Annotated in this window: 24 protein-coding genes and 1 tRNA gene; 20 read left to right on the top strand and 5 right to left on the bottom strand. The window is 40.0% G+C overall.

From position 1 onward, the window contains the following. The first annotated feature begins 16 nt into the window (after window positions 1-16). The 5 genes from KKD45_00505 (at window position 17) to KKD45_00525 (ending at window position 3,284) form a co-directional block, all read left to right on the top strand. The gene (locus tag KKD45_00505; protein MBU4308986.1) at window positions 17-379 is read left to right on the top strand and encodes an iron-sulfur cluster assembly scaffold protein; all 363 of its coding nucleotides are present in this window, start codon (window positions 17-19) and stop codon (window positions 377-379) included. A 92-nt stretch (window positions 380-471) separates the two neighbouring features. Beyond that, entirely contained in the window at window positions 472-708 is a 237-nt protein-coding gene (locus tag KKD45_00510; GenBank protein ID MBU4308987.1) for a NifU family protein, read from the top strand. Window positions 709-1,077: 369 nt separating this feature from the next. After that, on the top strand, window positions 1,078-2,340 hold the full coding sequence (locus tag KKD45_00515; protein MBU4308988.1) for a cysteine desulfurase: 1,263 nt from the start codon (window positions 1,078-1,080) through the stop codon (window positions 2,338-2,340). 13 nt (window positions 2,341-2,353) lie between these two features. Further along, window positions 2,354-2,944: an HAD hydrolase-like protein gene (locus KKD45_00520; protein MBU4308989.1), complete on the top strand. Its 591-nt coding sequence runs from the start codon at window positions 2,354-2,356 to the stop codon at window positions 2,942-2,944. Window positions 2,945-2,966: 22 nt separating this feature from the next. Continuing rightward, the gene (locus tag KKD45_00525; protein MBU4308990.1) at window positions 2,967-3,284 is read left to right on the top strand and encodes a hypothetical protein; all 318 of its coding nucleotides are present in this window, start codon (window positions 2,967-2,969) and stop codon (window positions 3,282-3,284) included. A gap of 67 nt (window positions 3,285-3,351) precedes the next feature. On the opposite strand, the gene KKD45_00530 is transcribed toward KKD45_00525, so the two are convergent. Both KKD45_00530 and KKD45_00535 read right to left on the bottom strand, forming a co-directional pair. After that, window positions 3,352-3,618 (bottom strand): hypothetical protein, encoded by a 267-nt coding sequence (locus KKD45_00530; protein MBU4308991.1) that lies wholly within the window; start codon window positions 3,616-3,618, stop codon window positions 3,352-3,354. Window positions 3,619-3,987: 369 nt separating this feature from the next. Then, a complete protein-coding gene (locus KKD45_00535) occupies window positions 3,988-4,506 on the bottom strand; it encodes a hypothetical protein (GenBank protein MBU4308992.1) in 519 nt (172 codons plus the stop codon). 166 nt (window positions 4,507-4,672) lie between these two features. On the opposite strand from KKD45_00535, the gene KKD45_00540 reads away from it, so the two are divergent. The 8 genes from KKD45_00540 (at window position 4,673) to KKD45_00575 (ending at window position 11,552) form a co-directional block, all read left to right on the top strand. Further along, window positions 4,673-5,023 (top strand): hypothetical protein, encoded by a 351-nt coding sequence (locus KKD45_00540; GenBank protein MBU4308993.1) that lies wholly within the window; start codon window positions 4,673-4,675, stop codon window positions 5,021-5,023. Between the two features lie 118 nt (window positions 5,024-5,141). Beyond that, window positions 5,142-5,753: a hypothetical protein gene (locus KKD45_00545; GenBank protein MBU4308994.1), complete on the top strand. Its 612-nt coding sequence runs from the start codon at window positions 5,142-5,144 to the stop codon at window positions 5,751-5,753. After that, a complete protein-coding gene (locus KKD45_00550; protein ID MBU4308995.1) occupies window positions 5,743-6,360 on the top strand; it encodes a hypothetical protein in 618 nt (205 codons plus the stop codon). Before KKD45_00545 ends, KKD45_00550 begins: the two co-directional genes overlap by 11 nt. A gap of 16 nt (window positions 6,361-6,376) precedes the next feature. Beyond that, window positions 6,377-6,604: a hypothetical protein gene (locus KKD45_00555; protein ID MBU4308996.1), complete on the top strand. Its 228-nt coding sequence runs from the start codon at window positions 6,377-6,379 to the stop codon at window positions 6,602-6,604. Between the two features lie 5 nt (window positions 6,605-6,609). After that, window positions 6,610-8,274: a hypothetical protein gene (locus KKD45_00560; GenBank protein MBU4308997.1), complete on the top strand. Its 1,665-nt coding sequence runs from the start codon at window positions 6,610-6,612 to the stop codon at window positions 8,272-8,274. Window positions 8,275-8,467: 193 nt separating this feature from the next. Further along, complete coding sequence (gene rsmI / locus KKD45_00565; protein ID MBU4308998.1) at window positions 8,468-9,229, top strand: 16S rRNA (cytidine(1402)-2'-O)-methyltransferase; 762 nt, start codon at window positions 8,468-8,470, stop codon at window positions 9,227-9,229. A 5-nt stretch (window positions 9,230-9,234) separates the two neighbouring features. Beyond that, window positions 9,235-10,653, top strand: a complete 1,419-nt coding sequence (locus KKD45_00570) for a class I tRNA ligase family protein (GenBank protein MBU4308999.1) — start codon at window positions 9,235-9,237, stop codon at window positions 10,651-10,653. Window positions 10,654-10,886: 233 nt separating this feature from the next. Beyond that, window positions 10,887-11,552: a hypothetical protein gene (locus KKD45_00575; GenBank protein ID MBU4309000.1), complete on the top strand. Its 666-nt coding sequence runs from the start codon at window positions 10,887-10,889 to the stop codon at window positions 11,550-11,552. Between the two features lie 123 nt (window positions 11,553-11,675). On the opposite strand, the gene KKD45_00580 is transcribed toward KKD45_00575, so the two are convergent. Further along, window positions 11,676-11,746: transfer RNA gene (locus KKD45_00580), tRNA-Gln, on the bottom strand. A gap of 273 nt (window positions 11,747-12,019) precedes the next feature. On the opposite strand from KKD45_00580, the gene KKD45_00585 reads away from it, so the two are divergent. Both KKD45_00585 and KKD45_00590 read left to right on the top strand, forming a co-directional pair. Further along, window positions 12,020-13,342: a diaminopimelate decarboxylase gene (locus KKD45_00585; GenBank protein MBU4309001.1), complete on the top strand. Its 1,323-nt coding sequence runs from the start codon at window positions 12,020-12,022 to the stop codon at window positions 13,340-13,342. Window positions 13,343-13,371: 29 nt separating this feature from the next. Next, on the top strand, window positions 13,372-14,574 hold the full coding sequence (locus tag KKD45_00590; protein ID MBU4309002.1) for an aminotransferase class I/II-fold pyridoxal phosphate-dependent enzyme: 1,203 nt from the start codon (window positions 13,372-13,374) through the stop codon (window positions 14,572-14,574). Between the two features lie 134 nt (window positions 14,575-14,708). Here the strand turns inward: KKD45_00590 and KKD45_00595 are convergent, their stop codons facing one another. Further along, on the bottom strand, window positions 14,709-15,548 hold the full coding sequence (locus tag KKD45_00595; GenBank protein ID MBU4309003.1) for a dihydrodipicolinate reductase: 840 nt from the start codon (window positions 15,546-15,548) through the stop codon (window positions 14,709-14,711). A 237-nt stretch (window positions 15,549-15,785) separates the two neighbouring features. Here KKD45_00595 and KKD45_00600 point away from each other — a divergent pair, with 237 nt between their 5' ends. Continuing rightward, window positions 15,786-16,037, top strand: coding sequence for a hypothetical protein (locus KKD45_00600; protein MBU4309004.1), 252 nt, complete (start codon window positions 15,786-15,788; stop codon window positions 16,035-16,037). Between the two features lie 118 nt (window positions 16,038-16,155). Here KKD45_00600 and KKD45_00605 read toward each other — a convergent pair whose 3' ends face one another. Continuing rightward, window positions 16,156-16,353, bottom strand: a complete 198-nt coding sequence (locus KKD45_00605) for a cold shock domain-containing protein (protein MBU4309005.1) — start codon at window positions 16,351-16,353, stop codon at window positions 16,156-16,158. A gap of 358 nt (window positions 16,354-16,711) precedes the next feature. Here KKD45_00605 and purL point away from each other — a divergent pair, with 358 nt between their 5' ends. The 4 genes from purL (at window position 16,712) to KKD45_00625 (ending at window position 24,290) form a co-directional block, all read left to right on the top strand. After that, window positions 16,712-20,536 (top strand): phosphoribosylformylglycinamidine synthase, encoded by a 3,825-nt coding sequence (gene purL / locus KKD45_00610; protein MBU4309006.1) that lies wholly within the window; start codon window positions 16,712-16,714, stop codon window positions 20,534-20,536. A gap of 175 nt (window positions 20,537-20,711) precedes the next feature. Then, complete coding sequence (locus tag KKD45_00615) at window positions 20,712-21,941, top strand: hypothetical protein (protein ID MBU4309007.1); 1,230 nt, start codon at window positions 20,712-20,714, stop codon at window positions 21,939-21,941. A gap of 257 nt (window positions 21,942-22,198) precedes the next feature. Next, window positions 22,199-23,242 (top strand): rod shape-determining protein, encoded by a 1,044-nt coding sequence (locus tag KKD45_00620; GenBank protein MBU4309008.1) that lies wholly within the window; start codon window positions 22,199-22,201, stop codon window positions 23,240-23,242. A 238-nt stretch (window positions 23,243-23,480) separates the two neighbouring features. Next, window positions 23,481-24,290: a rod shape-determining protein MreC gene (locus KKD45_00625; protein MBU4309009.1), complete on the top strand. Its 810-nt coding sequence runs from the start codon at window positions 23,481-23,483 to the stop codon at window positions 24,288-24,290. The last annotated feature ends 2 nt before the right edge of the window (window positions 24,291-24,292 follow it).

Consider the following 24,292-nt stretch of genomic DNA (forward strand, 5'->3'; position numbering starts at 1 on the left):
TATTAAGTTAAAACATATGTACACAGACAAAGTTTTGGAACATTTTCGCAATCCGCATAATCAAGGCGTGATTGAAGATGCCGATGCATTCGGGCAAGAAGGTAACGCTAGCTGCGGTGATATTATGAAAATATATCTAAAGGTCAAGGATGACAAGATTGATGAAATCAAATTTGAGACCTTGGGATGCGCAGCGGCGATTGCAGTGTCTTCGGCCTTGACGGATATGGCCAAAGGCAAGACCTTAAGTGATGCAGCGGCTATTACAAAAAATGATATAATTGAGGACTTAGGTGGTTTACCAAATCCCAAAATTCATTGTTCGATGTTGGGCGTTGACGCTTTGCGGACAGCGATTAAGCAATATCAAGATAAATAATACTATATATCTCCATCTCCTGGTCAGGAGAGGGTCGGGGTGAGGTTGCAGTTTGATGCAATTACACTTTTTAAATAACTAATCATAACTATATGTCGCAAGAAACAATCGAAAAAATTAAACAAGCGTTAGAAATCGTGAGACCGTCATTGCAAATGGATGGTGGTGACGTGCAATTTGTAAACTGGAATGAAAAAACCGGTATCCTTGAAGTTGCTTTGATGGGAATGTGTACTACTTGCCCAATGTCACAAATTACTTTGAAGCAAGGAATTGAAGTCGAGGTGCAAAAATTGGCGCCGGAAGTTTTGGAAGTGAAGGCGGTTTAATCAGTAATTAAGTATCGTTTTTTTGGAAATAAAAGAGGCCTTGCTAATTTTTTGCAAGGCCAGGGATGAGAATGTTGATAGTTGACTGAGTGACAATTGTTTGTTGACACGGCCGGTGGGGGTGGCCTACATGATGTTTTCTTTGTCGTTGACCAAGGATTTTTCTCCGTTTTGAAGAGTTTTGGTTAGACGTCGGTGGGGTCGCTACACATGAATTTTTCCTCCTTGTTTTAAGGATGAATCAATTGCTGCTGCCTTTTTCCGATGGACTTCCATCACCAATGGGTCTCACGTTTTCCCTCCTGTCAATTATACACATTTTTTCTCAATACTTTAATTATAGCAAAAATTTAAAATTAATCAAATAATATGTCAAAAATATATCTAGATCACAGTGCCACAACGCCACTGGATAAACAAGTTTTAGACGCGATGTTGCCTTATTTTAGCGAAAAGTTTGGTAATGCGTCCTCAATCCACACTTTTGGACAAGAGGCGCTTTTGGGCGTGGACAAGGCGCGGGCGCAGGTAGCAAGTTTTTTAAACTGTGAGGCTGGGGAAATTATTTTTACATCTGGGGCAACTGAGGCAAATAATTTGGCCATCAAGGGCGTGATGAAAGCCTTGCGAAAACAAAATAAAGATAAGAAGATGCACATCATCACTTCGCTAGTGGAGCATGATGCGATCTTGGAGCCAGTCGCGGAGATGCAATATGAGGGCGTGGAAGCATCGCATGTTCCGGTCGGATCTAATGGTGTGATCAATTTGGAAAAATTTGAAAAAATGATCAAGGATAATACCGTCTTGGTTTCAATTATGATGGTGAACAGCGAAGTTGGTGCCATCCAACCGATTCGCGCGATTGGCAAGATTATTCGCAAACTCAATGAAAAGAGATTGAATGATTGGAATAAATTAGCACCAGCAGAACGAGGTGAAAAACCGCAACCGATTTATTTCCACACTGACGCAACCCAGGGAATTAATTTTTTGAACTGCGACGTTGAGTGGAATTATATTGATATGTTGTCCATGTCCGCTCACAAAATTTACGGACCAAAGGGTGTTGGCGTTTTGTATAAACAAAAAGACGTTCCCATGTTAGCATTGCAACGTGGTGGTCATCACGAGGGCAATCTGCGCAGTGGCACTTTGAACGTGACTGGCATTGTCGGTTTGGGCGAAGCGATTGCCTTATTGGGTGAACGCAAAGAAAAGGGCGAATTAACTGACAAACAAATTGAAAACAATGCTTATCTGGCTAAATTGCGAAACAGATTAGTTGATGGAATTAAAAAGAATGTCGATGACATTGTTTTAAATACCGACTATGAAAATTGTACTCCATCTCACGCTCATTTCTCATTTATCGGCGTTGAAGGCGAGTCTGGCTTGATTTCCCTAGACATGGAAGGCATCGCGGTCTCAACTGGCTCAGCTTGCGCCTCTGGCAGTCTCAAAGCCTCTCACGTGCTAATGGCGATGGGCATTAAAAAAGAAATTTGCCACAATTCTATTCGTTTTACTTTGGGCAAAAATAACACTGAGGCGGAGATCGATTATGTGATTGAAAAATTGCCAGGACTTATTGAGAGATTGAGAAAAATGAACCCTATTTATAAAAAGTAAAAACACTATCCCTATGAAAGCAGTAATTTTTGATTTTGATGGAGTGATCCACGATACCTTTGATTTCCATCGCAAAAAACTCGAGGAGTATGCTGGTCTTACATTGTCTGAGCAGGATTTTCGGGATATTCATAATGGGAATTTTTTTAAAAGCACAGTTGCGGGGATTCAGAATATGAATTGGTTGGGGTATCGGGATTATATTAATCTGGATATAGCCGCCTTGAAAATAAAAGACAATATTAAAAAAGTTCTTTTGGAGTTGAATAATAGATATGAATTATTTATAGTCACCTCGGGTGGTACGAAAAATATCTCCGATTATTTGAAGAATAATAACGTCCTGGACGTTTTTAAGGAAATTTTGGGGTTGGAGGCGAATAAAATGAAGGTTGATAAATTTAATTTTATATTTAATCGGTATGCACTAGTGCCAGCTGATTGCATTTTTGTGACTGATACGTTGGGTGATATTTTGGAGGCCAATACTGTTAATTTGAAAACGATTGCGATCGATTCTGGATTTCATAACCGGGAAACATTGGAGAGAGGTAATCCATTTAGAATGATTTCTAGTATGGAAGAATTGTCGGATAATATTTAATAAAGTAATTAAATAAAATTTTATGACGATACAACAATTAACGGAATTAATAATGTTGCAGGCCAAGGAGAAGGGTTTTGGTGTAAAGCCGGAGGATGTTAATGTGGCGGAAAAAATCGCCTTGATTCATTCTGAAGTTTCTGAGGCATATGAAGCTTATCGGCATAAGAATATTGATGGCAAGGATGGTCTTAAGGAAGAGCTTGGTGATGCAGTACAACGAATATTGCATCTATGCGGTGTTTTAAATATTGATGTCACTGATTCAATTTTGAAAAAGATTGATTATAATAAGGATAGAAAATGGGATTGGAATGAGATGAATGAAAAGCACGCTTAGTTTAAAAAGGAAAAAGAAAAAAGGGATTTGATTGCCATTGAATTTAGCACTCTAATCCCTTTTGTGTTTAAAAAATTATATCCTTAATTGCTGTCGTTAAAATTGTTATTCCTAGGGTTCCAATAACAAAGAGGAGTACGCCGATTAGAGCTATTACCACTTCGCCGATAAGCATTATGACGTGATAGCGGACGAATCCAATTGTTTCTTCAACGATTGCAGCTTCCTCATCGGAGTCATTTGACATGCCGATTTGAACAAACCAGACACCAAGAAAGATAAGAATAAAACTAAAGAGCAAAAAACAAATAATCTTGATAATATTTAAATCCATTTCCTTACTCCGTGTATAAGTTGGAAGTTGTTGATATTTGATTATTTATGATAAATTAACAAATTCTTTATCATTTGTCAATAATCATCAATAATTCATCGAGGATAAACAAAAAACGAAGTCCAAGGATTTCGTTTTTTGTTTGATCTATTCTTTTAAAAAAGAGCGATTTTTCTAGATAATTCTTTGAAAAATTTAATAAAAAAATTTTGGGAAAGGTAATAGTCGGTATTTGTTTTTGGAAAAAAAGAGACTTCATTTTTTCTTAGATTTGATTGGATATTCATATGTTTAATCTTGATTATTTATTACATTTTTAAGTATACATTGGCATGGTTAAGTAGATATTATTTATTTATTAAGCGTGGATTAAATATTTTCTTTTCCAAAGATCATGACGGTGACTAACTGATCAACACCGTTTAAATTGACATAGTCAAAGACGACGCCTACTTCGTCGAAATTTGGGTAAAGCATGTTGCGGCGGTGGGTGGGTGAATTTAGCCAGGCTTGGACAAGCTCATTGTTGTCGTTGTAATTTTTCGCCAGGTTTTCACCGGCGTATTGGTAATTGTAACTTATGTCATTAAGGAAGTTTTTTAAGGATTTATTGCTTGGACTGTAATGGTCGAAGTAGTGACTGGTCTGCATGTCAGCTATTTTAAATTTTGCTAGCCTTGTTAAGTCAGCACTAAATACTAATGGTTTAAGGCCAAGCTCTTTGCGGGCGGCATTGTTAATATTGATTATTTCCGCGGTGCTTAAATTTGATTTGATTTGATGAAAATTGTCCATGCCGACCGCCTCTACTAAAAATGGTCCCTGGCTAACGAAAAAGAAGATTATTAAGGCGATTATGGCTTTTTTATATAATTTAGTTCTTTTCATATGTTTTTGGTTACTTTTAATGTATCGCATCAAGATTATTCTTTTATTATAAAATTATTACAAGTAGATTAGAGTATTTTTTATTGTGCCCAAATTACAATTATGTTATACTATGAAAAGTTAATTAAATAATTATTTTCTACTGCTATGCGCAGTTTTATTTTTTATGTCAAAATTACAAGAAGTATTCGATCGAATACAAAAAACCAAAAAAGAGCAAAAAGAGCTTAAATCCATGTTTCGTGATTCCTTAGTGAATTCTAAGAGTTATCAAGAGGCGGTTGAAGATTTAAAGGTTTTGCGCGACAAGAAGAAGAAAATTGAGGATGCAATTAAGGAAGATTTTAATTCAGAATTGGCCAAATTAGATATTTTAAAGTCGGATATTGATAACGATTATATGCTTTTGAGTGATGCGGCCTTAACCAAAATTATGAAGGGAGAGATGATAGAGGTGGTTGATGAAAAAGATAATAAATATGAGCCTATCTTTAGTGTAAAATTTAAAAAATCTTAATTCCTTAATAGCTTGATTTTATATTTAAAAAATACTATAATATTAGTAGTATTTTGAATTTATTGATAATTTCGCTTTATTAATTAAAGCTGGATTTATTGGTTAATATTGTAATTCGATGTCTAAGTGGCAAATTTTAATTTACGGCGTAGCACTATATTTTGTTTTGTCATTTATTGGCAAACGGATTTTTGATATTTTATTTAAGGGTTTTGCCCCTTTTGTTTCTTCACGTCCTTGGGTAATTAATCAGATGTTGAGTGAGATTAAGAAATTGGGCCTTAAGTGGAATTTTCAGGTTATCTCAATTGGTAGCGGTCGGTCCGGGTTGTTGTACGCTATAGAAAAAAATTTCCCGAAAGTTGATTGTATTGGTATTGACGATGCTATTTGGCCGATTTTCGTGTCGCGGGTGCAAGTTTTTTTTCACCGTAGCGCAATCAAAGTTCGGCGTCAAGAATTGCGTCGGATTGATGTTAGCAAGGTCGATTTGATTTACTTAAAGCTTGATTTGGTAAAATTGCGAGAATTTGAAAAAAAATTTAAATTTGAATGCAAACCTGGAACAGTTGTCATGAGCAATGGTTTTGTTATTCCGAATATGCCCGTCACGAGAGTAATTGATTTGGAAAGAAAAAAAGGACGTTTTTCTTTTTTTTCTGGTGATACGAAAAAATCAAAAGCAAAGAAAAACAAAGAAGAAAATAAAGTTTTTGTTTATGTTCTCTAATTTGATAATTAGAATTTTTAAAAATAAGTTTTTTCTGGGATTATTATTTTTGTTATTTTTAACTACGGGATGTGGACAACAGGATAAGGATATTTATCAAGATAGTTGGAAGGAAGACGTGTTGTTGTCGCAAGAGTGTGGTTTGAGTGGACTAACCTGCTGCTTTAATGAGGAAAGTAAATGCGAACAAGGCTTGGAGTGTTGTCTTGATCCCAGTGATCAGAGTAAGGGGTATTGCGGTGAAGGTTGTGGCTTCGGGCAGGTGAGTAAATATTGTCGCAAGGACGAGCCGAGATGTGACGGCACTGCGATCTGTGTAGATAATTACTGCGCTGAATGTGGAGTGACTGGTAATCCGTGCTGCGTTAACAATGGGTGCGCCGATCAAGACAAGAAAGACGACTCACGCGCTGAATGCCTTGGCAGTATCTGCTCTCTCTGTGGGGGCAGTGGTGAACCTTCATGTCCGAATGGTTTTAAATGTGAACCCGGCAATTTGGATAATGGTGGCTTTTGTAATAAGTGTGGCGGCCTAACGCAACCTTGTTGTAATAGTGAAAAGTCCTGTAATAAGGGTTTTAAATGTCAGTTAGGGTTTTGTAGTTAATTAATTATATAAATATATGGAAAATTTATTTAAAAAAATCAATCATAAAATTAATAGTTTGATTTGGTCTTTACTTAGTTCCGGCATCCTTTTATTGCTGATGGCAATATTAATTGTCTGGACTGATTTTTTATTAAGGATTATTTTTAGTTTAATTACCTTAATTATTGCTTATATATTTTTAGTCAGCGCTTACAAGTTGTGGCATTTGAAAAAAGATATCACAAGTCATTTCAAATTTTAAAAACAATGTTCAATCCAACCTTATCAAAAAAAACTGACACGCCGCTAACTCCTAATGATGACTCAAAGAAGCTTTTTCAGGCTATCTATAAAAAGCAAAATAAAAAGGAATCTGGTAGTGACGACGTACAAAAAATTAATGTCTCCGACTTGGTTTCTAAGATGTCTTTTTACTATGAAAAAATTAGAAACTCAGTTGATTATAAGGAGGATAATTTATTGCGTAAAAACGCGATTGAGCGAATTTTGAAGCGACATATTGTGATTGAGAATGTGGTTTCACTCAAAGATGTTAATAGTCAAGACGTTTCTCGTCATTTACTTGTGGAATTGATTCGGGCTGGTTATATGCCCAATAATTCGATTCCAGAAAGCAAGATTGATGAATTCTCGGTGGTAATTGCTAAATATCTGCAATTAAAAAAATATTTCTTAGAATATTTCCGAGAGAAAAAGATACAAGAGCGTAATGAAATGAGCAATTGGGTTCTTTCTTTGTGTGCGACAGACTTGGAAGAGCGCATTGGTCGTTCTGACGTTGATAATGTGTTGGTCGCTTATATGTATGACATTCTAACGGCTGGTGTGAAGTTTGAGAATGGATCTGAGTATGAAAAGGATCGTGATATTCAAATTTATATCGGTATTCACTCGACGATGATGAAGTATGATCATAGTATGGTCTCGTTCTTGTTGTTCAAATATTTTAATGCTGGCTGGGATAGTGCGACCGATGAGCAGGTAAAAGAGGTGGCAGTGAATATTTTTTCACTTAAGGCGGCTATTGATGGGCAAATTCATCATCCTATTACCGGACAATTGCGAAAAATAATTAGTCGCTATACTGTTTATTTCACTATGCTTATGGATGTCATTGAGGACGATTGCGTTGGTATTTATAATTCTTTCAGTGCTGATCCCAAGGCTTTTCCGCATCATATTAAGCGCGTGTGCGAAGTTCGTTACAAGGGAACCAAGAAAAAATTATGGCGCGCGGCGATTCGTAGCTTGATCTATGTCTTTATTACCAAATCTATTTTAGCCTTTGTTCTTGAGGTGCCGGTGACAAAATGGCTAGGCGAGGAGTTGAACACAACATCCTTGATGATTAATATTGCTTTTCCAGTTGCATTGCTCTTTGTGGTGGTAGCTTTGACTAAGTTGCCGTCAAAGGAGAATTCTGAAAAGATTGTTAGTGGTATAGAGGAAATTGTCTTTATTGAAAAAAAGCGTACTGAGCCAATCGTAATGCGTCAACCAATTAAACAAGGTGGTCTTATGAACGCAATTTTTGGCATTATTTATGCGGCAACTTTTTTAACGTCTTTTGGAGCCGTGGTCTGGGCTTTGCAAAAAATTAACTTTCATTTTGTCAGTATTACTATTTTCTTATTTTTCTTGGCTCTGATTAGTTTCTTTGGTATTAGAATTCGTCGCAATACTAGAGAGTTAATCGTGATTCCGCCAAGAGAAAATATTTTGAATTTTATTTTGGACTTCTTCTATGTTCCAGTGATTGCGGTGGGCAAGTGGTTGAGTGAGAAGTTTTCCCAGGTAAACGTCTTCGTTTTTATTCTTGATTTTATTATTGAAGCTCCGTTTAAGATTTTTGTGGAAATTGCTGAAGAATGGACGAAATATGTGAAGAATCGAAAGGATGAGATATCTTAATTTGTCTTCCGTCATCCCCGCGAAGGCGGGGATCCAGGCGCCACAAATTTTGGATATATAATTATAGAGACTTTTTTTAAAAAAATATTAATAACAATAAATACTTCATATATTTTAACTCTCCTTAAATGGAAAACAATATACGAGGTACCTGGATTCCCGCCTTCGCGGGAATGACGAGGAAATAAATACAATGAATACTTTATATATTGTCGGTACGCCGATAGGTAATTTAGAAGATATTAGTATGCGAGCTCTCCGTATTCTAGGAGAGGTTGATTTTGTGCTGTGCGAGGACACACGCGTGACTGGAGTTTTGTTGCATCGCTATGACATTAAGACGAAGATGATCTCTTATCATCAGCATTCGGATGAGAATAAAAATAAGCAGATTTTAAAATTATTGGCTGACGGCAAAAATCTCGCTCTTGTTACTGATGCTGGGACACCTGGCATCTCTGATCCAGGTGGCCGCTTGGTCCAAGATGTAATTGAGAAATTTGGCAGCGATGATGGTGTGAAAATAGAATCTGTGCCTGGTCCATCAGCGGTAACGGCGGCCTTATCTATTTCAGGAATTGCCACCGACAAATTTATTTTTTTAGGTTTTTTACCACACAAAAAAGGTCGTCAAACTTTCTTGGATCGGATTCCCGAAACCCATGACCCGATTGTGATTTATGAATCTAAGCATCGAATTATTAAACTACTTCAAGAATTAATTGAGGTTAATAAAAAAAGTGAAGAGTACAATCTTAAGTTGGAAGAAATGGATCCCTATCAAAAGAAGAAACAGGGCCTAGAGAGAAAAAGGCAAGTGACTTCAGTAGTTGTTTGCCGTGAATTATCCAAGATGCACGAAACTGTTTATCGTGGTGATTTGGAAACTATTATTAAGAGAATTGAAGAAAATAAAGACGATCAAAAAGGAGAATTTGTTGTTATTATCGCTTAAATATTATGAAAAATAAATTTTATATTACAACCCCGATATATTACGTGAATGCCCAGCCACATATTGGACATACCTATACGACTGTGGCCGCAGACGTTTTAGCGCGTCATCATCGCTTAATTGGTGATGAGGTTTTCTTTTTGACTGGAACGGATGAACATGGAGCCAAGATTCAACAGAAGGCGGATGTCGCTGGTAAGGATCCTAAGTTTTTTGTCGATGAGATTGTGGCGTCTTACCACAAGGCCTGGAAAGAATTAAGTATTTCCAATGATAAGTTTATTCGCACTACTGATGAGAATCATAAATTAGCCGTACAAAATGCTTTGCAAAAAATGTATGACAAGGGTGATATTTATTTGGATAAATATGAAGGCTTGTATTGTACTGGTTGTGAACAATTTAAGAATGAAAAAGATTTAGTAGGAGGACTTTGTCCGGATCATAATACTGAACCGGAAAAAATGTGTGAAGATACTTATGTTTTTAAAATGAGCAAGTATTCGGATAGGTTGTTGCAAAAAATAAAAAGCGATGAATATAAAATAATTCCAGTTGAGCGTAAGCATGAAATTGTAAATTTTTATGAAAAAGAGGGTCTTAATGACATTTCTTTTTCACGAAAAAATGTAAAATGGGGCATTCCCTTGCCCTGGGATACATCTCATACAGCTTACGTTTGGTCTGATGCTTTTTTGAATTATTTAACCGGATTGGGTTGGGATGGTGTCGACGGAGCCCCGGATATGTTCCCACCAGAAGTACAATTAATGAGTAAAGATATTTTACGCGTGCATACAACGATTTGGCCAGCAATGCTTCTGTCGCTTGACATGCCTTTGCCAAAACAGCTTTTTGTACACGGCTTTTTCTTGGTAGATGGGCAAAAAATGAGTAAATCAATTGGGAATGTAATTGGGCCATCTGAACTGATAGCAAAATATGGAGTTGATGCGTCACGATATTTGATAATGAGCTCAATAGCAATGGGGCGAGATGGTGATATTGGTTGGGAAAAATTTGATGATAAGTTTAATGCTGATTTAGCGAACGGTCTTGGCAATCTCGTGGCGCGGGTATCAAACATGTTGGAGAAGGGCGAGGTGGAAGTGGCGATAGTGGCGAATTCTGATCAAGAACTAATTGATAAATTCAATGTTAATATTGATAATTTCTTGTTCAATGAAACTTTGTTACTCTTGTGGGATAAGGTGAGAGAGAGTGATGAATATATTAGCAAGACAACGCCGTGGAAGATAAAAGAAAAGGATGAGCTAAAGAAGGTTTTGGAACCTGTGGCGCAAAATATTTTGAATATTGCGGAATTATTACAGCCTTTTATGCCCGAGACGGCGAGTAAGATAATTGCTCAATTTAGCGAGAAGCAAATTAAGAAGGGTGAGGCATTATTTCCGCGACTTTAAATGTAAAATTTATCTTAAAAAGACAAGATTTTCTTGTCTTTTTTGTTTTTTAGGATGTAATCTTAGCAAAGTTGACATATGACCGTAAATATGCTAATATTGGCTGTATTGTTGTATTGGATTTTTGTATTGTTAAATATATTTAAGTTTGAATCTGTTAGTTCTTTTTATTATTTTAGTGATATGGTGTCATTAAAATTTATGTAGGTGTAAAACATTTTGGAGGGTTCAATATGGTGACGTGTGAAGGTGATATGGTCGCAGTTTCTCGCGAGATCTTTGCTGAGGCGGTTCAACTTGCCACTAATTTATTGTGTAATTACTGGAAGAGCAAAAAACGATTTGCCGAGGTTGTTATTCAAGTTCAGAATGAGATTGGTGATAAGTATGAAGACGTTCTGACAGTTGGGCAGATAGAAAATTTGGAAGAGGCGGTTATTTTCGCCAGACAAACGCATTGTGATTTTATCGCTGATCAAGTGAAAAAGTTGAAGTATGTCAAAAATGAAATCAGGCGCCTAACTCCCGGTTTGAAACTTCCTAGTTCAAAGGTTTTTTTGCCAGGATCAATCCATTTTGAAGATGGAGAAGTGGTCAACGAACAATTGTTGAGGCGAGCTCTGAAAGAAGTTTTGGAAGAGCGCGTTGAAATTTTTAATGATTTTCTGAACGACAAGAAAAGGTTTGAAAATTTTGTCAGAAAAGAGGTCAGGATTGATTATCCTGGGGATACATTTCTTGATCCAAATTTCTCGAAAAAACAGCTCGTCTATCAAGGTAGGTGTGTGCCAAAGGGTCGCGTGACCTACATTGTTCAAAAGCTTATAAATGAACGGAAAAGGATGCGTAAGGGCAAGGAATTACTTTGTAGCGAGCGCGTTTTTGATCTTGCGTCATAAGCCTTGATCGTTTATGAAAAACATCTGATAGTGTTATTGCCAATGGCGTTGTTCAAAATAGAACAGCGCCATTTTTTTGGTATAATAAAAAAAATAACGCTAAAATTAGCGTTATTTTAATTGCTCGGGAATAGGGATTCGAACCCCAATTGACTGGACCAAAACCAGCTGTCTTGCCTTTGGACGATTCCCGAATATTCGCTTGAAACAAACGAAAAATCACCACCTTGGTGATTACTTTATTATATTAATATAAAAGTAAAAAAAAGTAAAGAGTGTGTGCTGGGGCAATATTTTGTAGCTTTGATTGTAAAATTGCCAGAATAATTGACAATTGTTACTTAAATTACTAATGTTGCGATAATCCCTCCTGATATAAGGAGGGTTGTTTTTTGATAATTAAATAAGAAAAACATACTTGTTTTCAGTGTTATAATCTTAAACACCCAAGGAGGTGCATTATGGTGATGTCGCAGATATTTAAAGATCGTTTGTTTCCGCTGATTCCTAAGATTGCGTATGATTTTCGTCCAATTATGGCTGGTAATAAAAATTATCCAGTTCCGTCATGGGCGCTTAGTCCTGGATTTCACGTTTACGATGAGCAGGGTATTCGTGACACGATTACCTTGATGCAAAAGCTGTTTTTTACCGCTCATCTGGGAACCAATTTCTTTGCCGTCAAAGCTTGTCCCAATGTTCAGATTTTGAAGATTATGTTGGACGCTGGCTTTGGTCTGGATTGTGCCTCACCAACAGAGCTTTATCGAGCGCAGTTGGCTGGTGCCTTGCCGCATCAGGTGATGTATACCTCCAACAACACGCATCCCTCTCATTATGAGTACGCGATGAGTGTGGCCGGCATTCTTAATCTTGATGATATTTCTTTCATCGATAAGTTGCCGCGCGTGCCGGAGCGAATTTGTTTTCGCTATAACCCGGGCGAACGTCGAACCGAAGGTAGTAATTCGATTATTGGTAATCCTGTCAACCAGAAATATGGTTTGCAGTATGATCAAATTATTGATGCCTATAAAAAGGTGCAAGACAAAGGAGCGACTATTTTTGGAATCCATACGATGTATGCGTCCAATTGTCGTGATGCCAAAATCTTGGCTGGTAATGCCAAGATGCAACTTGAGATGGCGGAACGAATACAAGACATGCTTGGGATTCAACTTGAATTCATTAATATTGGCGGGGGCCTGGGTGTTAATTATAACCCAGAAGATCAACCGCTTGATATTGTGGAAATGTCTGAATTGATCAATCATTATTTGGATGATTTCAAGACTCGTCGTGGCTATTTGCCAGAGTTGTATATGGAATCAGGGCGTTTTGTCACCGGTCCGAATGGTGTGTTGGTGTCGCAGGTAATCAATAAGATGGATAAGTATAAACAATTCATCGGTGTTGATATTTGCGATGCCGCCGATATTTTGCGAGCGGGAATTTATCCTTCGCCTCACGAAGTTAGTATCTTGTGTTCGGATGGAGAAGAGAAAATACTTGGTCCGAAAAGAACAGTTTCAATTGTTGGTCCGCTGTGTGAAAACATTCACATGATTTCTGATCGAAATTTGCCAATTATATGTGAAGATGATTTTGTCGTCGTTCATGATACTGGCGCTCATGGTATTGCCATGGCGATGCGTTATAATGGATGGGGTGAATCGCAACAATTGTTGTTGCGACCAGATAATTCAGTAGTGAGAATCAGTAATGCAGCTACCATTGCCGGTTTATTGGCGACGGAAACTTTGCTCAATGAAAAAACTGTGCAGTATTAATCCATCAACCTATGATGAGGAGAATGAACATGCAAGAAAGCAAATTACCACCAGGTGGACAGAATTTGTTTCAAGAGATTAAGAAACGAGTGACAGCGGCTGAGGCGGCTGGTCAAAAGATTTGGCGATTGGGGATTGGACAACCAAGCGGGCCGGCACTCATTTCAGCAAGAATCGCCGCGTGCCAGGCTGTTATGAAAGATGATGAGTCAATGCATGAATATCAAGATAACGGTTCGCCGGGTGTACCGGGATTTGCTCAAAAGTTTGTCAACCTTCATCAAGTAAGACTTTTGGATGAGGGGTTGGCTTATTTACCGATTCCGGGTATCAAACCGATGTTGGGGTTGATACCGATGGCGTGTGGCCATGTTGGTTTTAACGACAGGGGTCTTACGTATAAGGAGGTTAAAGTGGCGACTATGACCAGTCCTGGTTATCCAACGCCGGCCGTACAGTGTCAATACCAATGCGTTGAAAATTATGCGCTAAGAACAAATACAGATAACAATTTTTTGTTTTCTCCTAGGGATATTACGAAAGGGACAACATTGCTGATGCTGAATTATCCGCATAACCCCAGTGGCCAGGTGGCTACTGCTGATTATTGGGAGGATATATGCGATTATTGTGATCAGAAAAACATCAGAATTTTCAATGACGCTGCCTATGCCATGTTGACCTACAACAAAGACGCGGCGACCTTGGCCAGTGTTGCCCAGCATTTTCCAAATCTGTCCTGGTGCGAGGCGTATTCAGCCTCTAAGGTAATTGCGAATGGCACAGGTTGGCGTATTGGTGCCATGGTCGGCTCGTCCGATTTTATTGGCGACATCGCAACGATTAAGGGTAATACCGACAGTGGTTTCTTTGCACCGGCGGCCTACGGCGTACTCAAGTGTATGCAGGATGACATGGAGAGTGTTTTGAAAAATCGCGATATGTATCGCGATAGAAACTTTCTCTTGCATGATCTTCTTGAATTCAGAGGTATGAAGCTGACAGTTGTTCCAGGTGCAGGTTTTTTCTCTCTGTGGCTTGCACCCAGTGAGGCCTTTGGTCAAAAAATCCAGAATGCTGAGCAGTTTAATTATTTGATGATTGAAAAAACCGGTGTGGTCGGCGTGCATTTCGGTCCGTATATCCGCTATTCGGTCACGTCGCCAATCGAACAACCAGAATGGCAAGAAGCCATCGCAAACGCCTTTGAGCAGGCGAATGTAAAGTATTAACGTTCTTTCTTAAGTAGTTTTATTACACCCCCGCATTTTTATAATGTGGGGGTATTTTTTTTATATTTTAATGACAAGAAAAAAGGAGAACAATCGTTAGAAAGTTCTCCTTTGTGTAGACGTGAGAGCGCAGGTTATCCGCGCATTACGTCTATCATGCTGAAACATTTGCCATTAACTCCTTTGGCAATTTTTTTTGCCAGGAAGTCTACGGCTTTGAGTGTGCCGTCGACATAGGTTTCGCGGCCACAGACATTGTGCTCGAAGCCGAGGCTGACATTGCCGTCTGGGGAGCCAAGATGATATCGATGAAAACCGTGTCCGGCGAATGCCGTTGGGGGAACGCCCATTAGCCCTTGTTCGAATGGGTCGCGTATGGCCCTGATATTGTCTTCGGTGAAATTGACGCCAAGTTTACAGAGCAGTTTGCCGATGGCAATAGCCGTACCGCTTTTGTCTTTTTTTGCGGCCTGATGACTTTCGATAACGAGGGCTTGCCAGTCGGATAATGCATTGGGATAGTTCTTGGCAGCGTATTCGATCATGTCCATCATCATTACGACGGGTATGGACATGTTCGGCGCAATGACGGCGACGGTGAGAGACCGTTTCACGGTTGCGGCAAGTAAGGCACGATCTCCGCCGGTTGTGCCCATGACAAAGGGCAGTTTGTTTAAGCTGTAAAATTCACAATTATCATTTGCAGCATTTGGTTGAGTAAAATCAACTACAATACAATCCGGATATGCTGAAATAATCGTATCCAGGGCTTGTTGACGCTGAGATGGCTCAAGAAGAGTCATCTTGCTGGTATGACGTAGATCGAAATCAAGAAAATAATCTTCACGACCAAGCCCCGGTCCCGTAAATGCATATGGAACCAACATATATCGCTCATTTCTTGTAATGCGTTCTGCCAGCATGAGTGCCATATTCCCCGGTAATCCTGCCAATAAAACTGGAATTTTTTTCATCGTTCATCTCCCTTGATTGTGGTTATAAAGTGCGTTAATTATTTCTTTGTGCATAATTACTGTCGTGATCTTAGCAGAAATATTGTGGTTTGTCAACCAGTGACAATCTTAATTTTATCAGTATTCTTGACTTATTTATCAATTTATGCTAGTATAAGCCGATAAGTCAAAATGATTTATATAATTTGTTCGTTAATGTGATTATAAAAAAATAATTATTCAAAGATGGAGGAAAGGATGTTCAAAGGTAATAATGCAATGAACAATGAAGGTTCTGAAAAAAAGCCCAGACGAGTGCATGAGATATTTGCACCATTTCCAGCCCAGCTCGCCAAAGTACAAGATGAACTTCGGCTTGCAAGGCAGGCACTTGATTGTGTTAATTATACAACTGGCAAGGAGTGTCCGGAGCATAGGGCGACGATTACAGAATTGGAACTTCGCCTTCAGCCCTTGTATAAGGATATGGCGAACAATCTCAGTCAATGAGGCTGTTTGTTAACATTAAACAACTACAAAGCGGTATCATTAATTTGAAACCGCTTCTTTTTTTGCCAAATAAAAAACTCCTCGGGTTTAATCGAGGAGTTTTTTTATACGAGAAGTATTAAGCAAGCTTAACATTTACTGCGTTCAAACCTTTTGGAGATTCTTCTGTTTCGAATGTCACGTTGTCGCCTTCTTGGATTTCGTTAAAAGTAACGCCAACCAATGAATTGCTGTGAAAGAATAAATCTTTGTCCAAACTTGAAGATGTGATGAAGCCGAAGCCTTTGTCCATCTTCTTTTTTACTGATCCGTTCATAGTTTTGTGATAGATAGTTTATAAAATTTGCAAATTTTTTAAATATTTTTGTGAAAGTCGACTACTTTTCTAAAATAATTTTTTACTTCATAATCTTAGCATATTGCCAGGAATTAGTCAAGCGATTTGTGGTTATTCGGAATAATATATTTCTTGGGTCTTGATTCTGGTAAAAATTGTTACAATTTTAGCCAATTTTATGAACTTTCCGACCGTGGCATGACTTGCATATAAACATTGACTTTTTTCATTTTTTCTGTAGTATAAAAATATATTTACCCTAATTTTGGGGTATTTTATTTTGTTCATTGATAACTGAATAATAGTTATTTACTAATCTAAAAGGGAGGAGGGGAGAATGAGTTCAATCGCGCATCTTTTTTGTATGAATCCTGATGGGAGTGAGTATTGTTTTAACGTTGGGTTAGTGGAGCCGTTGACAGCAGATGAGTTTGAGAAAATGAAGAAAGCGTTGGCTGATGGTTTTATCAAAGAAAGCATGAAGGACGTTTCTTCTTTGGATGGTGATGTGATAGAGTTGGGGCCACGAATGAATTGTGAGACTCCTTGGTCTTCCAATATGGTTTCGATTTGCCAGTCGATCGGCCTGGGAAAGGTGAATCGGGTGGAGCGATCGAGGCGGTATGTGGTGCCGGAGGGCATTTCGCGTGACGAGTTTATTGCGGATAATCATGATCGCATGACCGAGTGTGAGTACCCGGGAGCTTTGCAGACATTTTCAACGGGAATTGAGCCTCAAGCAGTATATGAGGTACCCATGATTGAAAAGGGGCCTGATGCCTTGAAGGATATACCGGGGATTTCGATGGATGACTGGGACCGGCGGTTTTATTATGATTACTTTGTAATGAAGAATAACCGCAATCCGACCATTGTTGAGATTTTGGACTTGAATAATGCCAATAGCGAGCATTCGCGTCACGGCTATTTCAAGGGCAAGATGATTATTGATGGACAGGAAATGCCCTGGACTTTATTTGAATTGGTGATGGAGACTTGGAATGCAAATCCAGGAAATAGTATTATTGCTTTCAGTGATAATTCCAGCGGTATTAAAGGTCGTTTTATTCAGACACTTGTGCCGGAACAGCCGGGTATGTATTCTCGATTGGTTCGCGATGAGCGGCTTTATCACATTATCTTTACGGCGGAGACGCACAACTTTCCGACTGGCGTGGCACCATTTCCTGGTGCGGAAACCGGATCGGGTGGTCGTATTCGTGACATTCAGGCAACTGGACGCGGCGGATTGATGGGAATTGGTACGGCAGGCTATTGCGTGTCCAATCTTCATATTGCAAATTACACCTTACCCTGGGAGCTTGAGTTTAAGCGTCCGGAAAATTTGGCAAGCGGTTTGCAGATTTTGATTGAGGCCAGTAATGGTGGTTCGCGCTATGGCAACGAAATTGGCGAGGCATTGGTGCTTGGTTTTGCTCGATCATTTGATTTGCGTCCCTGGGGTGGTGCGCGTTGGAGCTTTATCAAGCCGATAATGTTTACTGCTGGGATGGGACAAATCGATCACCGGCATATCAGAAAAAACGACGCCGAAGAAGGAATGCTCATCGTACAGATTGGCGGACCTGCTTATCGCGTTGGTTTTGGTGGCGGTGCGGCTTCGAGCCTAATTCAGGGCGACCAAGATGCCGGGCTTGATTTCAATGCTGTGCAGCGTGGCAATGCAGAAATGGAACAAAAGATGAACCGTGTTGTCCGCACTTGTTCAGAAATGGGGGAAAATAATCCTCTTGATGTCATTCACGATCAGGGTGCTGGTGGACCAGCTAATGTCCTGAAAGAATTAGTGGAAAAATCTGGTGGACAGATTGAAATACGCAAGATAAAGGTCGGAGATCCGACCATGTCGGTGTTGGAAATCTATGTTGCAGAATATCAAGAGCGGAATGGCTTATTGATTCGCGAAGAACGGATTGAGGAGTTTAAGAAGATCTGCGAACGCGAAAAAGTAAATTGCGAAGTTCTTGGATCTGTGACAATGGATGGGAAATTTGTTGTCCATGATTCAAATGATGGCACAACGCCGGTCAATATTGACTTGCATGAACTCATGGGAGGAATGCCTCAGAAGACTTTTGAGGTTAAGACGGTTGAGGATGACTTGAGGTCATTGGTATTGCCGGAAGGTTTGACAGTGGAGGACGCGCTTGCAAGAGTGTTGCGCTTGGTCTCCGTTGGTTCAAAAAGGTTTTTAACCAACAAGGGAGACAGGAGTGTAACTGGATTGGTAGCTCAGCAGCAATGTTGCGGCCCTCTCCAATTGCCTGTCAGTGATGTGGCGGTAATGGCGCAAAGTTTAGTGCCCAATGACAATGGTGTGCATTCCGGAATGGCAACCTCAATCGGTGAACAGCCGATCAAGATGTTGGTTAATCCGGCGGCTGGTGCGCGCATGGCAGTTGGCGAAGCAATAACGAATCTAGCCGGAGCAAAAATCGACGGTCTTGATAGCGTGAAATGTTCTGCGAACTGGATGTGGGCACCGAAACTTGAAGGTGAGGGTGCGGCGATGTATTCGGCCGCAACGGCCTTGCGCGATTGTTTGATTGCGCTTGATGTTGCCATTGATGGCGGAAAGGATAGCTTGTCGATGGCGACCAGAGTTGGTGCCGAGACAGTCAAATCACCGCGGCAGTTGGTTATTTCGGCTTATGTTGGAATAGCGGATATTACCAAAGTGGTGACGCCGGACATCAAGAAGCCGGGCGAAAGTCAGTTGATTTTTATTGACTTGGCAAATGGAAAAAATCGTCTGGGTGGATCGGCTTTGGCGCATGTCCATGGTCAGATTGGCAATGAAAGTCCGGACATGGATGATCCTGAGTTGGTCAAGCGCGCGTTTAATTGCGTGCAGGATTTGATTGACAAGGATTTGATTTTGGCTTGCCATGATCGGAGCGACGGTGGTCTAATTACAACGTTGCTGGAAATGGCTTTTGCCGGTAATTGTGGACTGGAAATACAAATGGGCACAGTTGAAGGCGAAGTAATCCCAGTGTTGTTTTCTGAAGAATTGGGATTGGTTATTGAGTGTACTTATAATTATGCAAGCATAGTAATAAGGAGATTGCTGGACAACAATATCCCATACATACCCATTGGACGAACATTGAGTACAAATCAGTATATTACTTTGTATTTCGGCGCTGAGCTTGTTTTTAATGAATCAATGCCGGAATTACGGAATCTTTGGGAAGAGACCAGTTATCAGTTGGAAAAGCTACAGGCAAATCCAACGTGTGCTGATGCAGAAAGGGAGAACATCTTTGATCGCCCTGGCCCGCAGTACAAGCTCACGTTTGAACCAAAACCAACCGCCCCTGAAATTCTTCAGGCAGAGAACAAGCCAAAGGTTTGTATCTTGCGTGAAGAAGGGACGAATGGCGATCGGGAGATGGCGGCAGCTTTTGAAGCCGCCGGATTTGAACCCTGGGACGTGACGATGACCGATTTACTTGCAGAACGTGTTTCTTTAACGATGTTTCGAGGCTTGGTGGCCGCCGGCGGATTTTCTTATGCTGATGTGCCACAAAGCGCCAAGGGTTGGGCGGCAACTATTTTGTTCAATGAAAAGTTGCGGGCTGAGTTTGATAAGTTTTACAAACGGCCTGATACTTTTTCTTTGGGCGTGTGTAATGGTTGTCAGTTGTTCGGCCTACTTGGTTGGGTTCCGTATACCGGAATCAAGCCAGAACACCAACCGCGGTTCGTTCATAATGACTCCGGTCGTTTCGAATCGCGATGGTCAAGCGTCAGGATTTCGGATAGTCCATCCATTTTGTTTAAGGATATGGCTGGCTCTATTCTCGGTGTTCATGTTGCACACGGTGAAGGTAGGCTTATTTTTCCGGATGAAACTGTTAGGGCAGTAACCGTCGGTAATAAACTGTGTGCAATGTCATATGTTGATGATAGCGGGAGGGATACAAATAAATATCCCTTCTGTCCGAACGGCAGTTGGGAAGGTGTTACAGCTCTCACAACTACCGATGGTCGGCATACAGCCATGATGCCTCATCCCGAACGTGCCTTTCTTAAATGGCAATGGCATCATATGCCGGAACAAATGAAAAAAGAGCTTGAGGCTTCGCCTTGGCTCAAAATGTTCCAAAATGCCTATGATTGGTGCATGAAAAATTAACTATTATTCGATAAGGAGATAAAAAATCAAACCCCGTTGCTATTGCAGTAACGGGGTTTTCTATTGACTATTTTCCTAAAATATCCTAATCTTAAATCAAATTAAGACAGGGGAGGGTTCTTTTTTTTGAATCGTTCTTTTTATTTTTATTAATATTTCGAGAAGGAGATTGGATATGTGGCACATGCAAGATTCAAATGATCAGCCTGCTGGACAAGGTGATGGTGGACAAGAAAGTCAGTATGCACAGCTTGGAGTAGATGCTCACAAAACAGGCGTGAAAAAAAGCTTTAAGCCAGTAATTGACAACGACTATCCTTTGGCGTTTTGCAACATTGTGAAGGATCGTTTGAATCCTGGCTATGTATTGACGCAACACATGGATGGCGATGGTAGCAAAATGCTTCAGCGATTACTTCATTATCATGAAACTGGAGATGCCACCGTCTTTCGCGGCGCGGTTGATGATGCATGGTCGATGAATACCGGAGACATTGCGGCTAGCGGATTTGTTGATGAGTTATTTTTGACTGATGTTATAAATATCAACGGAATATCTGCGCCAAAGGATGTAATAATGGAGCAGCTTGCTATCAGAATTGCCGAATTGAAACAGCTTTATATCGAGCATGGATTCGATGTAACGTTTTTCGGTGGCGAAACGGCGGACTTGCCTGATCAGGTTAAGACAGTTGTTTTTGATATCTGTGCCAGTTCCAGAGTACATGAGACTGGTCTGATTGAGGGTAATATTGAGCCCGGTGATGCGATTTTCGGAATGGCCAGCGATGGCCAAGTAGCCTGGGAAAAGGAAGGTAATTCCGGCATTATGTCGAATGGCTTAACCATGGCGCGCATCAAATTGATGCACGCGAACTATGTCAATAAACATCCGGAGCTTATGCGACAGGAAAAACCGTTCGAGGGTCGGTTCTCAATCCATGGAATGGATGAAAGACTTGGCACAATGTCAGTTTCAGAGGCAATCATGTCGCCGACACGTCAATGGGCGTTGGTTATCAAGAGGATTATCGACGGATTACGCAGTCATGACAGCCTTCATTTGCTTCATGGTGTCGTTATGAATACCGGCGGTGGCGCCACTAAGGTGTTGAATATCGGCCGGAATATTCATTATGTAAAAAAAATGCCGATACCACCACCGATTTTTCAGTTGATTAAGTTTGAATCTGGTGAAGAATGGGAAAATATGTTTACCGCCTTTAATTGCGGGGTTGGCATTGATATTATAGGATCTGACAAGGGTGGTGTTTTGCAGGATGTCCTGAATTCGGTTTCAGAGTGGACCAGGGTGAAATTGTTTCGATTGGGTGATTGTCATCACTCGGAAAGTCCAGATAATCTCGTTACGCTCTATACGCCTTACGGTGAGTTTGCCTATTAACCAGGCAGTAATAATATCTTTAACAAGCCTTTGCGGGTAAATCTCGCAAAGGCTTTTTTATTTCCAAAAAATACCCAAACTTTATCCAGTTTTCATCTTAATACAATAATATCCCTAAAATTGGCTATATTTACTTATAGCTATTTTTTTTGACATAAGTATTCCCACGGGTTATAATAACAGCATTGATTTGAAATAATTTCGGCTTCATGGTTTCATTTTTTCCACAATGTAGCAATGTAACGATAATATAAATAGTGTTTAATAAATTCTTAGGAAAATTTAGTAAAGATTTGGGCATCGATCTCGGTACCAAAAATACTCTTGTGTATACTTCGGACAAGGGTATTGTTATTAATGAACCATCTGTGGTCGCTATCAATACACGGACGGATGAGATTTTGGCTGTGGGTGATGAGGCGCGCAAGATGGTGGGTAAGACTCCGGGGCATATTCAGGCGGTGCGACCGTTGGTTGACGGTGTGATTTCTGATTTTGAGGTGACGGAAAAGATGTTGAAATATTTTATCGACAAGGTGCATAATGAGAGCTTTACTTTGATTCCGCGTCCGCGCGTGGTGATTGGTGTGCCTTTGGATATTACCGAGGTGGAGCGCAAGGCGGTGGAGGATGCGGCGAAATCGGCCGGAGCGCGACAAGTATTTTTGATTGAAGAGTCAATGGCGGCGGCGATTGGGGCGCGTTTGCCCGTGGCCGATCCGACGGCGACGATGATTGTGGATATTGGTGGCGGGACAACGGAAATTTCCGTGATTTCGCTAGGCGGTGTGGTAGCGTGGAAGTCATTGCGCTTGGCTGGTAATGAATTGGATAATAATATCATTCAGTATATTCGGGAAGAATTTAATATTTTGATTGGTGAGCAATTGGCGGAATCGATTAAGATTAAAATTGGTTCAGCGACAGTTTTGAAAGAAAAAATCGAGATGGAAGCGCGTGGTCGTGATTTATTGAATGGTTTACCAAAGGCGATTACGATCAATGATAGTCAGGTGCGTGAGGCGATTAGTCGGACGGTTTTACAGATTGTGGAAAATATTAAAACAACTTTGGAAATTACGCCACCAGAATTGGTATCAGATATTTATGAGCACGGAATTGTATTGACCGGCGGCGGCGCTCTTTTGCGCGGATTAGATAAGGAAATTGCACAAGCAACCAAGATCCCTGTACGCGTGGCTGATGATCCTCTGACCTGTGTGGTCCGCGGCACTGGTATTCTGCTCTCTGATCCGGAGCTATTGGCGAAGGTCATTACTCCTGGTCCGGATAAAATGTAGAATTCCGCGTCATTCCCGCGAAGGCGGGAATCCAGGCGCCACTGCGAGTGTTTAAAATTATAGAAACCTATTGAATTATAATTTAATATTTAGATGAAATAAATTTACTATATCTAGTATCATTATACGAGGTACCTGGATTCCCGCCTTCGCGGGAATGACGAAAGAATAGGGTATTTATTTATACAAGAATAACAAAAACAAAAAAATTTTGTCCGCCTTATTCTTGTATTTTTTTATGAACAAAAACAACAAACAAAAATTCATCACCACCATGGCTGTGCTTTTGGTTTTTGTGGCTGGTCATTATATCGGCATCTTTCGGCCGATTGAAAATCTTTTTGTCAAAATCTTGAATCCGATTTTCGGCGGTTTTAATTCAGCTGGTTTGGGGATTAAGAATACTTACAATGATAGCGTGAACAAGGCGGATTTGTTGAAGAGCTTGGAGGAAATGAAAATTCAGGGCAACGCCTTGATTGAGGAGAATGCGAAATTGAAAACCGTGCAGGAGGAGAATGAATTGTTGCGTGGGTATTTAAGCTTCTTCACCAAGACGAATTATAAGTATGTGATGAGTAATGTCGTTTCGCGTGGGAGTATTTCGGATACCTTGAAAACAACTGAGACGATTACTATTGATCGTGGGAGTAAAAGTGGCGTAGTGGTTGGACAGGCAGTGGTTAATAACAAGGGTATTATTGTGGGCAAGGTGGCCGAGGCAAAGGATGATATTGCGAAAGTTTTTTTAGTGAATAGTAATCAATGTAAGTTGGCGGCGACAATGTTCAATAATGATAAGACGGCGGGAATCGCAGAAGGTGAGTTGGGTTTGACGATTCGCATGAGTTTTATTCCGCAAACTCAAAAGTTAAATAAAAATGATTTAGTGGTGACTTCCGGACTTGAGCCTTTGATTCCACGTGGTCTGGCAATCGGTAAAGTGACTCAAGTTGATGGTGGTAATAACGACTTGTGGCAGTCAGCCGTAATTGAACCTTTGGTTAATCCCGATGATTTAACTATTGTGTCGGTCTTATTAAAATAAAT

Source organism: Patescibacteria group bacterium, assembly GCA_018897195.1.
In the GTDB taxonomy this organism is placed as follows: domain Bacteria; phylum Patescibacteriota; class Patescibacteriia; order Patescibacteriales; family UBA12075; genus JAHILH01.

What these genes read in the sequence shown, in the direction of transcription:
- KKD45_00590 (MBU4309002.1), top strand. Translation starts at nt 13,372, where the DNA reads ATGCAAGAAAGCAAATTACCACCAGGTGGACAGAATTTGTTTCAAGAG.
- KKD45_00550 (MBU4308995.1), top strand. Translation starts at nt 5,743, where the DNA reads ATGTTCTCTAATTTGATAATTAGAATTTTTAAAAATAAGTTTTTTCTG.
- KKD45_00570 (MBU4308999.1), top strand. Translation starts at nt 9,235, where the DNA reads ATGAAAAATAAATTTTATATTACAACCCCGATATATTACGTGAATGCC.
- KKD45_00530 (MBU4308991.1), bottom strand. Translation starts at nt 3,618, where the DNA reads ATGGATTTAAATATTATCAAGATTATTTGTTTTTTGCTCTTTAGTTTT.
- rsmI (MBU4308998.1), top strand. Translation starts at nt 8,468, where the DNA reads ATGAATACTTTATATATTGTCGGTACGCCGATAGGTAATTTAGAAGAT.
- KKD45_00540 (MBU4308993.1), top strand. Translation starts at nt 4,673, where the DNA reads ATGTCAAAATTACAAGAAGTATTCGATCGAATACAAAAAACCAAAAAA.
- KKD45_00520 (MBU4308989.1), top strand. Translation starts at nt 2,354, where the DNA reads ATGAAAGCAGTAATTTTTGATTTTGATGGAGTGATCCACGATACCTTT.
- KKD45_00575 (MBU4309000.1), top strand. Translation starts at nt 10,887, where the DNA reads ATGGTGACGTGTGAAGGTGATATGGTCGCAGTTTCTCGCGAGATCTTT.
- KKD45_00600 (MBU4309004.1), top strand. Translation starts at nt 15,786, where the DNA reads ATGTTCAAAGGTAATAATGCAATGAACAATGAAGGTTCTGAAAAAAAG.
- purL (MBU4309006.1), top strand. Translation starts at nt 16,712, where the DNA reads ATGAGTTCAATCGCGCATCTTTTTTGTATGAATCCTGATGGGAGTGAG.
- KKD45_00585 (MBU4309001.1), top strand. Translation starts at nt 12,020, where the DNA reads ATGTCGCAGATATTTAAAGATCGTTTGTTTCCGCTGATTCCTAAGATT.
- KKD45_00560 (MBU4308997.1), top strand. Translation starts at nt 6,610, where the DNA reads ATGTTCAATCCAACCTTATCAAAAAAAACTGACACGCCGCTAACTCCT.
- KKD45_00605 (MBU4309005.1), bottom strand. Translation starts at nt 16,353, where the DNA reads ATGAACGGATCAGTAAAAAAGAAGATGGACAAAGGCTTCGGCTTCATC.
- KKD45_00515 (MBU4308988.1), top strand. Translation starts at nt 1,078, where the DNA reads ATGTCAAAAATATATCTAGATCACAGTGCCACAACGCCACTGGATAAA.
- KKD45_00555 (MBU4308996.1), top strand. Translation starts at nt 6,377, where the DNA reads ATGGAAAATTTATTTAAAAAAATCAATCATAAAATTAATAGTTTGATT.
- KKD45_00505 (MBU4308986.1), top strand. Translation starts at nt 17, where the DNA reads ATGTACACAGACAAAGTTTTGGAACATTTTCGCAATCCGCATAATCAA.
- KKD45_00595 (MBU4309003.1), bottom strand. Translation starts at nt 15,548, where the DNA reads ATGAAAAAAATTCCAGTTTTATTGGCAGGATTACCGGGGAATATGGCA.
- KKD45_00510 (MBU4308987.1), top strand. Translation starts at nt 472, where the DNA reads ATGTCGCAAGAAACAATCGAAAAAATTAAACAAGCGTTAGAAATCGTG.
- KKD45_00525 (MBU4308990.1), top strand. Translation starts at nt 2,967, where the DNA reads ATGACGATACAACAATTAACGGAATTAATAATGTTGCAGGCCAAGGAG.
- KKD45_00535 (MBU4308992.1), bottom strand. Translation starts at nt 4,506, where the DNA reads ATGAAAAGAACTAAATTATATAAAAAAGCCATAATCGCCTTAATAATC.
- KKD45_00545 (MBU4308994.1), top strand. Translation starts at nt 5,142, where the DNA reads ATGTCTAAGTGGCAAATTTTAATTTACGGCGTAGCACTATATTTTGTT.
- KKD45_00625 (MBU4309009.1), top strand. Translation starts at nt 23,481, where the DNA reads ATGAACAAAAACAACAAACAAAAATTCATCACCACCATGGCTGTGCTT.
- KKD45_00615 (MBU4309007.1), top strand. Translation starts at nt 20,712, where the DNA reads ATGTGGCACATGCAAGATTCAAATGATCAGCCTGCTGGACAAGGTGAT.